We start from the raw sequence: 15,223 nt of genomic DNA on the forward strand, positions 1-15,223 counted from the left end.
AATATGTCAGAACAAAATAAAATTTTAGTTATTAATGCCGGAAGTAGTTCTATTAAATTTCAACTTTTTAATGCTATTAATAATGATAAACAACCTCATTTTACTATTCTTTGTAAAGGCTTAGTTGAAAGGATAGCTATTAAAAATAGTAATTTTATTATTGAAATTGCTAATGGTGATAACTTTATTAAACATGAAGTAACAAAAGATATTGCTGATCATGTTATAGGAGCGCAAACAGTAATTGATGCATTAATTGAGTATAAGGTCATTAATAATTTTGATGATATTAAACGAATTGGTCATCGTATGGTTCACGGTGGTCAAAAATTTAATAACTCAATTGTTATTGATGAGAAAGTCATTGCTGGTATCAAAGCATGTATTCCTTTAGCACCATTACATAATCCACCAGCTTTAAAAGGATTATCATCTTTTCAAAAATTAGTTCCACATGCTAAACATGTGGCAGTATTTGATACTTCATTTCATAGTACTATTCCTGAAGAAAAATATCTTTACTCAGTTCCATATGATTGATATAAAACATATGAGGTAAGAAGATATGGATTTCATGGTACTAGTTATCGTTATATTTTAGATAAATTAACTAATATTTTAAATAAACCAAAAGATAAGATTAATGCTATTATTTGTCATTTAGGTAATGGTGCTAGTATTTGTGCTATTAAAAATGGTAAAAGTTTTAATACTAGCATGGGATTAACACCGTTAGATGGTTTAATTATGGGTTCTAGAAGTGGTATCATTGACCCTTCTATTCATGGTTATATGTGTAATGTTAAAGCAGAAGCAACTATTGAAACCGTTACTAATGATTTAAATAAAAGTTCGGGTTTATTAGGAATTAGTGGACATTCTTCTGATTTACGTGATGTTCTTGCAAGTAGTAATGATAAAAACCATAAGTATCATTTACAATCACAATTAGCAATAAAAATGTTTGTGCAAAGAATTGCTAATTATATTGTTCAATATGGTAATGATTTAGATAGTAATATTGATGCATTAGTATTTACTGCAGGTATTGGTGAAAATTCTGCAATTATTCGTCAATTAGTTATTGAGGAAATTAAAGTGTTTACTTTAAAATTAGTAACTAATAAAAATAATGATAAGTATAATGATTACTTAGAAATTAGTGATAAACAATCAGAAGTTCCTATTTTTAAAATTAGAACAAATGAAGAATTAATGATTTGTCAAGATACATATAATTTATTAAAAAATATTTAAAAAATAAAAAAATATATTAAGGTTTTTTATTTTGATATATAATGTTTAAATTAAGTGAAAATACTTAATAATTATCAAATTTTAATTAAAAATAAATACTTTAAAGATTCAAGGAGAAAAAAGTATGGAATTTAAATACATTAAAGAAAAAAATAATCATAAAATTAGTGAGGAAAATCAATATAAAAATTTTGATAAAATATGATAAATGAAATTAATAAATTAACTAAGAAGTCATCATCAAGTCGTAGTAGGGTTACTTGTCGTGATTGAAAAGAAGAAAGTAATAAAGATAATTATCATGATGGAAATTGACCAATTGCAATTTTAGGTTTTTAAAATGAATGGTATATTGTCTACCGAAAGAAAGAGTTGTAACTATTAAATAAAAAGTGATAAAATAATATATATTTGTATTTGTGATTACACAATAAAAGAAATTGAAAAAAAAGTAATAAGTAAGAGAGGATTTTAGCATGGAAAGAAAACAAAAGATAGTTGTTATAGGTGTTAATCATGCCGGAACAACAGCACTAAAGGCAATTATGAGGTCTAATCCAAATAGTGAAGTAGTAGCATATGATCGTAATGATAATATTTCATTTTTAGGATGTGGAATTGCGCTTTGAGTTGGTAAAGAATTTACTGATCCAAAAGGATTATTTTATGCCACAATTGAAAAGTTAAGAGCATTAGGTGTTAAAATTAAAGAAAAACATGAAATGATTAAATATGATAGTAAAGCCAAAATTGTTACTATTAAAAATTTAGATACTAATGAAGTATTTACTGAAAGTTATGATAAGTTAGTATTAGGAATTGGTTCATGACCAATCTTAAATCCAGGTGGTAAAGAAATTCCTGGTTTAATTGCTCATAAAGATGGCGTAGTTGTTAAAGATACTTTAAATGGTGTTAAATTAACAAATGGCATTCATTTATCAAAACTATATCAACATGCTCAAGAAATTATTTCTGATTTGAGTAAACCAGAAGTAAAAAAAGTAGTAGTAATTGGTGCAGGTTATATTGGTATTGAATTAGTAGAAGCTTTTTATAAAGATAAAAAAGAAGTTATTTTAATTGATTTTGAAAATCGTATTATGCCTCGTTATTATGATGAAGAATTTACAAATGATGTTGAAGCAGATATGAAAAAAGTAGGAGTAAAATTACAATTAGGAGAAACTTTACAAGAATTTATTATTAAAGATGATAAAGTGAGTGAAGTAAAAACTAATAAAGGAACATATAAAGCTGATTTAGTAATTATGGCTGTTGGTTTCTTACCAAATACTGCTATCTTGAAAGATGAGAATGGTAAAGTTCAACTTAACTTAGATCCTCGTGGTGCAATTGAAGTTAATGAATATTTTCAAACTTCAGATCCTAATGTTTATGCAATTGGTGATTGTATTAATATTCGTTCAAATGCTTGAAATAAAAATGTTAATATTGCCTTAGCAACTAATGCTGTACGTAGTGGTTTAATTGCTGGATTAAATGTTGCAAAAACAGATCCTAAAACAAGAATCGCCTTTCCTGGTGTTCAAGGAACAAATGCAATTGCTGTTTTTGGTTGAAAACTGTGTGCTACTGGTTTATCAGAAGTTTCTGCAAAAGCAATTTTAGGATCTAATAATGTAGAAGCATATTTTTATCAAGATACAGTTTTTCCACCTTTTATGAGTGAAAATCATGAAGTAAAAATTAAAATTATATGAGAAAAGAGTTCTCGTCGTATTGTTGGAGCTGAAATTGGTTCAACTCATGATCATACAGAAACAATTGCAATGTTTTCATTAGCAATATTGAAAAAGGTTACTATTGATGAAATTTCATTAATTGATATGTATTTCTTACCACACTTTAATAAGCCTTATAACTTTGTTACTGCGGCAGCACTTTTAGCAACAGGAATTTTAACAAAAGAAGATGTTACATATCCAGATCCATATTTAAAAGGTAAGAAAAAATAGATTGCCTTATCAAATTAATTTTGAGAGGAATAAAATATAATGGTTAGTAATGAAAAATATTTAAAACTTAGAGCAAGAATGACTTTACCAGTTAAAGAAAGTAAATATAAAATTGCTTGATGATTAAAAATTATTTTGATATTTACTTTTCCGTTATGGATTATTCCTTTTTTAATTACTAATTTTTTTATTGGTTTGATGATGCGAAATGTTATGGAAAATTTTCAACGAATTGGACGAAGTACTAATCCAAATTTTGCTAAAATTGATCTCAATACTTTGAGTTTTTATAATCGAGATATGGAATTACAAAATTCTCTACAACTAATGATTGATGATAGTAATTGGGATATGATGGAAGCACAAGATATGACGATAACTACTTATGATAATCGCTTGTTATCAGCTTTTTTCATTAATAATCATCAATCTAATAAAAATCATAAATGAATAATTGCAACTCATGGTTGACAACAAAATCGCTATAGCATTTTATATTTAGTTAAACATTTTTATGAACAGGGATATAGTATTGTTACTTATGATACAAGAGGTCATGGTAGTAATAATATCCATGATGCAATTACTTTTGGTAATAAAGAAGCAGATGATTTATATGCTGTTATTTTAAGTCTTAATAATTATTTAGCAGAAACAGATTTTAAACAACCTCCTAATATTACTTTAATTGGTAATAGTATGGGTGCCAGTACTGTTTTGGAAACAATATCTCGATTTGATACTGGTAAATTTGGTGTTAAATGTGCAATTTCTGATTGTGGATTTGATAGTTTTAGTCATATTATTAAAATTATGGGTAAACAATACTTTAACCTTCATTGATTTTGATTTTATTATGGTGTTAAATTTTTCTTTAGGTTAAAAGATAAATTTAATATTAATAGTATTGATCCTATTAATAAATTAAAATATTGTTCTTCAATTCCTGTATTATTTATTCATGGTAATGATGATGAAACTGTACCAGCAACAATGGCACAAAAAAATGTATGAAGAGAAACTAAATTATGAAGAAGAAACAATAAGTGAATTATTAATTATGCCATCTGCTAAACATATAAGAGCCGTCACTACCGATTATGATACATATTGCAAAACTACTTTAAAATTTGTTAATAAATGAACAAATTTTAAAACCGAAGATAAAGGAGATTAAATTAATAATGATTTATTATATTAATAATAGCAAAGACCCATATTTTAATTTAGCAGCCGAAGAATATTTGATTACTAATCCTTATATAAATGATGAAATCTTATTATTATGACAAAATAATAATACTATTGTTGTTGGTAGAAACCAAAATACAATTGAAGAAATTAATAATGAATATGTGAGAACAAAAAAAGTTAATGTTGTACGAAGATTATCTGGTGGTGGAGCTGTTTATCAAGATTTAGGAAATTTAAATTTTACTTTTATTCTTGATAAAAATAAAGATAATGCTCGTAATTATGGTCTTTTTACAAAACCAATAGTTAATGTTTTACAAAATCTAGGTTTAAATGCTCAATTTAGTGGTAAAAATGATATTTTAGTTGATGATAAAAAAATATCGGGTAATGCCCAATATACATATAAAAATCGAATTTTACATCATGGTACTATTCTTTTTAATGTTGATATGCAAATGTTACCAAAAGTATTAAAACCTGATTTGGATAAATTAAAATCAAAAGGTATTAAATCAGTACAAGCACGAGTAACAAATATTTTACCATTATTAAATCCACCAATAACAATTGAAGAATTTCAAAATTTAATTATTGAACAATTAAAAAGTACAAAAAATACAAAGATTATGGAATTTTCTGAAAAAATGATTGCTGATATTGAATCATTAGCAAATACTAAATATCGAACTTGAGATTGAGTTTATGGTAAATCTCCAGATTTTGATTTAAAACATAAAACACTTTTTCCTAGTAAAGGAACTATTCACGTTTGAATGAATGTTAAGGCAGGAATTATTGAAAATATTAAAATATATGGTGATTTCCTAGGGTCAGCAGGTACTACTAGTTTAGAAAAAAAACTAGAAAAACAAAAATATAATGTAGCAACTATTACTAATATAATTGAAAATGCTAATATTAACGAAATTTTTGGTGAAAATTTTCTTGCTGAAGAAATCATAAAAAGTATCATAAAATAATGAATAAAATTCTTATTTATGATATCCTTACTTTTATAACTAATATTAAAGAGGAAATATGAAGAAATATTTATGGATTTTATTTATAATGTTTATTTTTATAACACCAATTAGCAATGTTATTACATTTTTAGTAAATAATAGTTTTGATCAAACAAATAGTATAAATGATATTCTTTATCCAACACGTGGTTGACCAAAAAAAGATAGAAATCAATTAAATGTTTGACAATTTTTATATCAAGATGCTATTGATAAAGTAGGTAAAACTAATGATAATATTGTTAATGGTTTTAATAATTTTTATCTTGCTGAATTTGATAAATACCGTGATTCAGCAAGTAAAAATGCTGGTAAATCTGGCTATGATGAAATTGGTATACCAACAGCAGATATTAATGATTATATTAATAATAAAATTATTCATTCACAATCAATGCAAATATACATGGCCTTAACATTGCGAACATATTTTATTGAGTTTACTATTAATAAAATTAATGATCCAAGTAGTAATTATATTAATGCAAATGAATATTTAAACTTATGAGTTATGAAGTATTTTGAAGCTGGTTTTTATTTTCAATGAGTAAAAATTTGAATTCAAGATTTAGGTAGAACAATTGAAAAATCAATTGATATTGATTTTTACACTTTTGATAAATATGTGGAACGAAATAATAAAGGTGAATATATGTGAAATAAACCACCCAGTGACAAAACAGTAAAGCCACTATTAATTTTGGATTCTGATATGAAAAAAATGTTTAATCAATTATATGAAGAAATTTTAAATAATAATTTACAAGGAAAATAAAAATGATTATTCTAGAAAATATAAGTAAAAATTATGCTAAAAATCAGGTTTTAAAAAATATTAATTTAGAGATACCTGCTTCACAATCACTTGCTATTTTAGGTGCTAATGGTTCTGGTAAAACTACTTTGGTTGAAATTATTTCACAAGTTTTAAAACCAAAATCAGGTAAAGTATTATTTCTTGATGATGTTGGTAAAAAGGTTAGTCGGAAAATTGGTGTTCAATTTCAAGAAGGTTATTGACCAGTTGGTACACGAATTATTGATTTAATTAAATTTTATAAAAATAAAAAATATATTAAAAGTGAAGAAGGCAAAGGATTAATTGATGTTTTTGAGTTAAATGATATTTTGAAAAAAGAAATTTCTTTACTTTCGGGTGGTCAAAGACAAAGATTTAATTGTTTTTTATCAATTTTAAATGATCCTGAAATTTTAATTTTAGATGAGTTAGTTACAGGTTTAGATTTAAAAATGCAAATTAAACTTGTTAATTTTATTAAGTCATGAAAAGAAATTAAAAAAATTAATTTATTAATTGTTTCACACACACCAGAAGAAGTTGAATTACTTTGTGATCGGGTAGTAATTTTAAAAAATGGTGAAATTTATCAAGACCAAAGTATTGATGCAATTATAAAAAAATATGGTAGTTTACGTAAAATAATGGTGGAGTATTATCAAAATGAAGTTAATGGTAACTAAAGAATTATTCAAACAAAGTACTGTTTCTAAATTTTCAAGACTTTTTTCTTTAATTTCAAAAGTAATTTTTGGAAATCCTAGAACTTATATTTTTGTATTTTTATTAGGTTTTTTAATTTCTGCATTATCATCGTGATTATGAAATAATTATAGTTATTATCAAATTTTACCCCCCATTTTGTTAAATTTTTTATCAATATCAGTTTTTATTTCATATTTTTATTTAGGAATATTTATGATTGAATGGCGAAAGAAAAACTTTTTAAAAAGAATAAAAATAATTGGTATTAATGAATATTATATTATTTTAACAATTTTTTTATCAAATTTAATAATGGTATCATTATCAGTAAGTATTAATATTATTTGTTATAATATTTATTCTTTAATTTCAATATTTAATTTTCATCTAAATTTACTTTCTAATATTAGATGATTTATTTGAATTTTCTATATATTTGCTATGATATTATTAACATTTTTTTTAACAGTTGCTAACATATTTATTACAACATTTTTTCCTAAGTTTAATTTATCATTTGTAATGCTTGCTATTTTTACCATATTTTTGATTATTTTTTCGGATGTTTTAATTCAACCAACAGTAACTAACAATAATTTAATATTTATTGTTATTGGTTATTTATGTCCAACTAAATATTTTATTTGGTTTAATATGTTGATTACTTCATATCAATTTTTAGATTCACTAGGAATAAGTCAAATTATTCAAAATTATAATGAAATATCATTTGTTGTTTTTACTAGTATTTGGCAAACATTAATTGGAATCTTGATATTTACTATGTTGTTTTCCTATTTATCAAAAAGATTTTTTAATTGAGGAATGAAAGGATAAAAATTGATGAAAAAAATATTATTACTTTTTGGTGTTTTTAGTTTAATTTCTGCTCCTGCTAGTTTAGTAGTTGGTTGTAATATTGGTAGTTTAGATGGTAGTGATTATTTAAATGGTTTACCAAATTTTGACTGAACAAATTCAGATTATGGAGATGGTATTAATTTTGATAATACTAACTCGCAAAATATTATTAATAATATTGGTAATATTAATGATTTGGGAAATGTTAAACCAAGCAATACTGGTCATTATTTAAATTATTCAAAATTTAATACTGGTTTTCAATGAACACAAAACATTAAAAAACAAGCAGTGACTGGCATTCCTTTAAATAAAGGTTTTATGCCTAATGGTAATTATGCTTCTGATTTTGGAATAACTTCTTCAGCTCGAAAATATTTAAGAATGAATTCAATTTTAGATTGGAATCCACAAAAAGACTATGATGCAAAGTATAATCGAGCAACAGTACCTTTACAGAAACGTCAATTTGTAGCAACATACAACTCAAGTAACCAAGATGAAAATATTAATTATAATCAACTAGGATTTTCAACACGAAAACATCGTACTTTTGATAATACAATAGTGGGGACAAAAAATCCATTTGAAAATACACCATTAAATTGACAATATACTAATTATTTTATTAATTGATCAGGTTCTTGATTTGAAGGGCCAATTGTTCCACCACCAGCTGATATTATTGATAGTGCACACATTAATGGAACACCAATATTTGGTAATCTTTTTCTTGATGGATATCACGGTTTAACAAAAGAAATGTTAAAAGATTTTCTTAGTAAAAATAGTGATGGTAGTTATAAAATAGTTGATATTTTAATTAATATTGCTAATTATAATGGCTTTGATGGTTGATTTATTAATAATGAACCAAAAGTTGCTGCTCCCAATGGTACAGTTTTAGATTATAATGTTATGGCCGAAATTATTAAAGAATTTAATTATAAAGTAGCTACTGCTAGTGATCCAAATATTCAATCATTAAAAATAATTTTTTATCGTAATGGTGCTACAGTTTCAAAAAGTGTTACTGGATATAATAATATAGAAACATTAAAAATGGCAGATAGTGGTTATCGTAAAGCTAATGGTGAAGTTACACCAACTGATATTCAATTAACTTTTGGTGAAACACCAGATAAAACAACCTCATTTTTAACAGATTATCCAAATTATAGTGGTAAAAATTTAAATACTATTCTTGATGCTGGAGCTAATGCCCAATTTTTTGGAAGTTATGATTTTCGACAATTAGGTTATGCAGAAACAATGATTGCTGGTAAACCTCAATATAATAAAAATGTGTATACTGGAATTTCTGATTTTTTAGATAATGGTGCTGGAACATTTGGATCGTATGCTTATAATTGAGCTAAAAATCATAATGTTAATGATACTAGAGCTTATTTATTTGCGACACAAACAACAAATTTATTTAATAATATTCAATTTTCAGGAACAAATACTTTTATTAGAAATAATAATATTGGTATGCAAGCAAATAATAATGCAAATGATTATCAAGGTTGAAATGCAAGTGATAATTATCAAGAGGCAGCATTTATATCGGATCCTAGAATAAAAACTGCAGTTACTAAAGGAAAACCAAATCCATTTGTAAAAGATACTATTTATAATTATTTAACTAATAATGGTTATAACTCATCAAGTTATGGCATTGGTGATTTAGTTAAAGAACGAACTACTTTATTTGATGATAATCAAATTTTAAATAAGAAAACTAATTTTTCAATGGGTAGTGGTATTAAATTTGTTAATCATGATCAAAATGGTAATAGTATTGTTGCTAATGATTATCCATGAACAAATCGTAGATTAACTGATATTTTAGCAACTTATCAATGAAAAATTTATGATGATGTTCATCCAGAACAACCATTAGATATCTCTAAAATTTCTGGTTTTTATGATTATGATCAAGTGTATGAAAAAGGAAATTCAATTGCTATTGGTTCGGGTTTTAATGAAGAAGGTAGTATAGTTAATGGCGATTGAAATACAAATAAAGTTTATGATTGAGATATTATGGGAACTAATTTAATTAAAAATGACCATCAAATTAGCTTTATTTATAATACTAATGGTGATAATAATGCTAAAGTTAATTTTTTAGTTACTACTACTGATCAAAAATCGTTAATAGCAAACCGTCAAACTTTTTCACCAAATAATGAAGAAAAGTTACAAGGTGGTTGAGTTAAAATTACTTTAGATTTAAAGAAAATTGGTGGTATTAATACTTTTAATCGTATTTCTAAATTAGGATTACAAATTAAAGCAACTAATAATAATTTTAAGTTTAATGTTGGTGAATTTGAAATAAATAGTCCAACAACTAATAATCAAATCAAAGAAAATACAGTAATTTCAAATCCAAAATCAGAATATGTAATTAATCGAACAGTTAATAATCAAATATTATACAATGCTCGTTTTCAATGAGATGCTGTTAATATTGAAAATTTAAGTTATTATGCTATTTATTATTTTGATGAAAAAAAATGATATCGTATTGGCGAAACTAGTCAAAACTATTATTTTTAAAAAATTTAAAATCTATTCATAATCAGTTAAAATTAATGATTAAACCAGTTTATAACAATAATGTTATTTCTCAACAATCATTTGTGTTTAATATAGAAATTTAAAGGTGAAATATGAAAAATAAAAATAGTATAGTAATTTTTAGTCATTGTATAAGTTATATGTTTAAAACGATTTTAAAAACATTTAGAACTTATATTTACTTTTTAATAATGCCTGTTATTTTACTTAGTTTAGTTTATTTTTTAACATCACAGTCAATTATTAAATATAATCGTTATATTATAGTTTCTAGTTATATTTTATTACCAATATTATTTAATATTTTTTTAATTGGAGATATTATTTGTCAATGACGCGAATCAGTTTTTTTAAAACAATTACACAATTTTGGTATCAATAAGATTGCATTTATTTTAAGTTTATTAATTGTTATTTTTGTTATTTCTTTTTGTACAGTATTTATATTACTTGGATATTTATTTTTTCTTGATAAGTTACAAGGAACTAATATCATGACAGTATGAATATTAGCAATGAAAACTTTTTCACAATGATTTGGTCTTATATTTAGTATTAGTCTAAATATTATTGTTATTTTTTTCTTGGCTTTATTAATTTCTGGTTCTATAAAAAATCCTTATATAATTCAAATAATTAATATAATTATTTTTTTAACTTCTATTTTATTTGGTGACTTTTTTATTGATATGACATATACAATTTCAACACCAACCATTATTATTGGATATTTTGTACCACAAAAATATATAACTTGAATTAATTTTATTTTTTTATAGTCAAAGTGATAAAAATTATTATAATTTTTTTCAGATTGTTCCTTCAGTTGATTATAAACTATCATTCACCAATATTTATCAACCAGTATTTTTTTGCCTAACATTTATTGGTTTGTTTGCTGTTGGATCATATTTTTCTTTTTTTTACATGGTACTAGAAAATAAGCAATTAAACAAAATATATTCTTATTTTTTAATTTTTAAATATTCAATAAGTGTATTTAAATATTAGACTTCTTGCAAAACCTATCTATTAAAAATTAAATTTTTAAAATAAAATTAAAAATAAAAAAGATAGGTAATCTATGATGTTTGATAAATTAAAAACTATTAACAATCCAGAATTATTAAGATTAACTGGTATAAATGATATTATTTTTAATAAAATTCTAGAAATTTTAAAGACAGAAGAAGTAAAAAAGTTTAAAAATGGTGGTACACCTAATAAATTATCATTAGAAAATCGTTTATTAATGACTTTAGAATATTGAAGAGAGTATCGAACTTATTTTCATATTGCTAAAAGTTATGGAATTAGTGAAAGTAGTTGCTATAGGAATATCAAGTGAATAGAAAATACTTTAATAAAACATCCTGATTTTCAACAACTTGATGGGCAAAAATCACTGTTAAATAATAATTTTAAAGATAAAACAGTTATCATTGATGTGACTGAAAGTACTATTCAACGCCCAAAAAAAGTCAAAAACAATATTATTCAGGAAAAAAGAAAAAACATACAATAAAAACTCAAGTCATAATTGAAAAAGATAGTAAAAAAATTATAAGTTCTTATTTTTCTTATGGTAAAAATCATGATTTTAAAATTTTAAAAAATTCAAAAACGAAATTTTTATCAGAAACAACTATTTTAGTAGATTTAGGATATCAAGGTATACAAAACATACATAAAAATGTCTTATTACCTAAACGAAAATCAAAGAAAAACCCTTTAACTAAAGAAGAAAAGAAAAATAATAAGGCTATTTCAAAAATGAGAGTTGTTATTGAACATGTTTTTGCGATTCTTAAAAAATTTAAAATTATTAGTGAAAAATATCGAAATAGAAGAAAAAAATTTGCATTAAGATTTAATTTAATAGCTTCAATTTATAATTTACAATTATTAATTTAAATATATTTGATAATTTAATATTTTATTTTTTTATTTGAAATAATAATTTTTGTTGTATTTTAATGACAAAAAATAAAACATATTTTGAACAATAATTTTTAAAAAATATTAAAAGTGTTATTAAAATAAATTTTTAAACTTAAAAAATGTGATTAATATCATAGTTTTGCAAGAAGTCTATTGAATAATATATTATTTTTATAAATTTAAAAATAGATCTTGAAAAAAAATATTTTTTAAGGAAAATTAGATTGTAACAAAAAAAGGACACGGTATATAAAAAATAAAACTAGTTATTTTTTTAATCAAATATGGATTTGATACAAATTTGTTAGATAGGAGAGACTGGGAAATGAAGGTAATAAATGATTCTGTTAGTGACGAAATTTTAATGAATGGTTATCAAAAATTTTGTTATTCTTTTAGCAAAATTTTATTAGTTATTTTATTATTTCCTTTTGTTTATTTTTATTCAAAAAAATATCAAAAACAATTTTTTAAATTTTGTTTTACTTATCAAAAAGAAGAAAATGTTAAAATTAATGATGATCAATTAGTTGATATTAATAGTTTTGATTATCATTATTATGATTGTAAGATTAAAGAACTTAATAAATATGGTTATCCAATTGATTGAAAAAAAGAAAATTATCAAGAATTTGTTATTAAAAATAATAATAATGAAGATATTAGTTGTTTAGCTGTTATTCAAAAAAATAAAAGCAACAAATGAGTTATTGGTTTTCATGGTTGAACTGAAAATAAATATTTAGCTTTAAGGTTAGTCTCTTGATTTTATGAAGAAGGATATAATATTTTAACATTTGATAGTGTTGCTCATGGTAAAACTTATGGTCAATATAGTGATACTGGTCTTACTTGTGCGCAAGATGTTAATTGTTTAATTAATTGATTAAAGACTAATTATCAAGTTGAAACAATTGGTTTAATTGGTAATAGTATGGGCGCATCAACAATTAATTATTATTTGTTGAATTATGCACCAATCAGTTCAATTAATTGAGCAATTACTGATTGTGGATTCTCTAATCTACTTGTTCAATTTCGTTACGTCATGCAATATCGTTATAAAAAACCTTGATGATTAATTAGTAATGGTATATCTAAAAGATATCAAAAATTTACAAATACAAATATTTTAGAATATGATTTATTAAAAAAACTAAAAACAGGATTTAAAGTTCCTACCTTATTAATTCATGGTAAAAAAGATGATTTTGTCCCATTTTTCATGGCTAATGTTATTCATAATTTTCAAATTAAAGGTAATAATAAAAATTATAATTATTTATTTTTAGAAAATATTGGTCATGTTGAAACTTTGCCAGATGCTCATCAAACTTATATTAATGAGATAAAAAAATTTATAAATAAATATGAAATGAATAATAATTAGATAGAGTTAAGAAAAATTACTATAGTCTTAATTTATTCATTGAACATTTCTTATTTTATTTTAGGGGGTAAAAATGAAAAAAATGCAAATTGTTTAATAATAGAAAAAAGAGATAATATATACATAATTAGTCCTACACCCAAATTACAAGATGATATGGGTATGGCGTGTTATGTTAAATATAATACAGAAAATGATGTAGTTAATAAAAATGATTTAGTATTAACAGTAGAGGCTTCAAAAGCTATTTTGCATGCGCGCAGTCCACTAACAGGAAAGGTTTTGGAATATAATCAAAGAGCAATTGAAAATCCAACTCTTTTCAATTCAAAAAAGTCTAAAGATAATTGAATTTTGAAATTAACAGATGTAGTTGAAAAAGAATTTTTAGAACTTGAAGAAAATTAAAATTGATTTACAAATTTAATAAAATTGGAGGAATATTATGATTTTAATTGAACCTATAAGAAATGGTAAATATATCAAAGATGGAGCTTATGCTTTAGCGATTCAAGTATGAGCACTAAATAATTTAAAAGTAAAAAACAAAACGATAATATTTCCTTTTATTTTTGATCCTCATATTCAATTGGGATATTTTCAAAATCCAGAGGTTGAAGTTAATAAAGAATATTTGGATAAAAATAATATTCCAGTTGTGCGTCGTGATACTGGAGGAGGAGCTATTTTTATTGATTCAAATTCAGTAAATTTTTGTTTTTTAATTCCATTAAATTCTAATACTAATTCGATTTATGCTAATTACCAAGAATTCTATAAGCCAATTATAAAAGTGCTTAAAGATATGGGATTAAAAATATCATGCAAAGTGGAAAAAATGATTTGGCAATTAATGGTAAAAAAGTTTCTGGAGCAGCTATGTTAAAAGAAGATAATATTATTTATGGTGGTTATTCATTACTTTATGATATTGATTTGGATGCTATGATCTTGGCACTTAAACCAAGTTGTAAAAAAAATGAATCAAAAGGAATTAAATCAATTAATCAAAGAGTAGATAAATTAAAAAATCACCTTAATGAAGAATTCAAAAAATTAACTATTTTTGAGTTTAAAGATGAAATTATTAAACGATTGATGAATGTAGAAAAAATAGCAGATGTTGAACGATACGTTTTATCAAATGAGCAATGACTAGAAATTGACAAGTTAGTTGATCAAAAGTATAAGAATTGAGAATGGGTTTATGGTTTAAGTCCTCGCTATCAATATAATCGTGAAGCACGTTTAGAAATTGGAACAATGAATATTTCATTAATAATTGATAATGGTAAAATTAAAAGTTGCAAAATTAGTGGTGATTTTTTTGCTACAAAAGATTTAACTATTTTTGAGAAAGGTCTTGAAGGTACTAAAATGATTAAACAAGATTTAAAAATAAAATTACAAGAATTGGATATTTCTTCATATTTTTTAAAGAAAATAGATAATAACCAATTTTTAGAATTAATTTTGAGTTAAC

12 protein-coding genes and 1 pseudogene are annotated in these 15,223 nt (G+C 23.6%); all 13 read left to right on the forward strand.

Features of this window, described 5'->3' with window-relative positions; genetic code table 4:
- Positions 1-3: 3 nt before the first annotated feature.
- The 13 genes and pseudogenes from AACL24_RS07640 (at position 4) to AACL24_RS15560 (ending at position 15,222) form a co-directional block, all read left to right on the forward strand.
- Positions 4-1,257: an acetate kinase gene (locus AACL24_RS07640; protein ID WP_252319743.1), complete on the forward strand. Its 1,254-nt coding sequence runs from the start codon at positions 4-6 to the stop codon at positions 1,255-1,257.
- Between the two features lie 201 nt (positions 1,258-1,458).
- Complete coding sequence (locus tag AACL24_RS07645) at positions 1,459-1,596, forward strand: hypothetical protein (protein ID WP_252319741.1); 138 nt, start codon at positions 1,459-1,461, stop codon at positions 1,594-1,596.
- A gap of 137 nt (positions 1,597-1,733) precedes the next feature.
- Complete coding sequence (locus AACL24_RS07650) at positions 1,734-3,236, forward strand: FAD-dependent oxidoreductase (protein ID WP_339049351.1); 1,503 nt, start codon at positions 1,734-1,736, stop codon at positions 3,234-3,236.
- A 39-nt stretch (positions 3,237-3,275) separates the two neighbouring features.
- On the forward strand, positions 3,276-4,310 hold the full coding sequence (locus AACL24_RS07655; RefSeq protein ID WP_339045874.1) for an alpha/beta hydrolase: 1,035 nt from the start codon (positions 3,276-3,278) through the stop codon (positions 4,308-4,310).
- Positions 4,311-4,420: 110 nt separating this feature from the next.
- Positions 4,421-5,413, forward strand: a complete 993-nt coding sequence (locus AACL24_RS07660; RefSeq protein WP_252320808.1) for a lipoate--protein ligase — start codon at positions 4,421-4,423, stop codon at positions 5,411-5,413.
- An 88-nt stretch (positions 5,414-5,501) separates the two neighbouring features.
- The gene (locus AACL24_RS07665) at positions 5,502-6,230 is read left to right on the forward strand and encodes a hypothetical protein (protein ID WP_339045877.1); all 729 of its coding nucleotides are present in this window, start codon (positions 5,502-5,504) and stop codon (positions 6,228-6,230) included.
- 2 nt (positions 6,231-6,232) lie between these two features.
- Entirely contained in the window at positions 6,233-6,937 is a 705-nt protein-coding gene (locus tag AACL24_RS07670; RefSeq protein WP_339045879.1) for an ABC transporter ATP-binding protein, read from the forward strand.
- An 865-nt stretch (positions 6,938-7,802) separates the two neighbouring features.
- Positions 7,803-10,388, forward strand: a complete 2,586-nt coding sequence (locus AACL24_RS07675) for an endo-beta-N-acetylglucosaminidase (RefSeq protein ID WP_339045881.1) — start codon at positions 7,803-7,805, stop codon at positions 10,386-10,388.
- Between the two features lie 113 nt (positions 10,389-10,501).
- Positions 10,502-11,188, forward strand: a complete 687-nt coding sequence (locus tag AACL24_RS07680) for a hypothetical protein (protein ID WP_339045883.1) — start codon at positions 10,502-10,504, stop codon at positions 11,186-11,188.
- A 305-nt stretch (positions 11,189-11,493) separates the two neighbouring features.
- A protein-coding gene (locus AACL24_RS07685) for an IS5 family transposase (RefSeq protein ID WP_339045885.1) occupies positions 11,494-12,323 on the forward strand; the annotation gives its coding sequence in 2 pieces (ribosomal slippage) (positions 11,494-11,890 and positions 11,890-12,323; 831 coding nt in all).
- A 352-nt stretch (positions 12,324-12,675) separates the two neighbouring features.
- A complete protein-coding gene (locus AACL24_RS07690) occupies positions 12,676-13,740 on the forward strand; it encodes an alpha/beta hydrolase (RefSeq protein ID WP_339045888.1) in 1,065 nt (354 codons plus the stop codon).
- Between the two features lie 39 nt (positions 13,741-13,779).
- Positions 13,780-14,148 carry a hypothetical protein gene (locus AACL24_RS07695; protein WP_339045890.1) on the forward strand — a complete coding sequence of 123 codons (369 nt, stop codon included), beginning with the start codon at positions 13,780-13,782 and terminating at the stop codon, positions 14,146-14,148.
- A 37-nt stretch (positions 14,149-14,185) separates the two neighbouring features.
- A pseudogene (locus tag AACL24_RS15560) lies at positions 14,186-15,222 on the forward strand (lipoate--protein ligase).
- Position 15,223 lies beyond the last annotated feature (1 nt).

The organism is Spiroplasma endosymbiont of Colias croceus (assembly GCF_964020095.1).
In the GTDB taxonomy this organism is placed as follows: domain Bacteria; phylum Bacillota_I; class Bacilli_A; order Mycoplasmatales; family VBWQ01; genus Spiroplasma_E.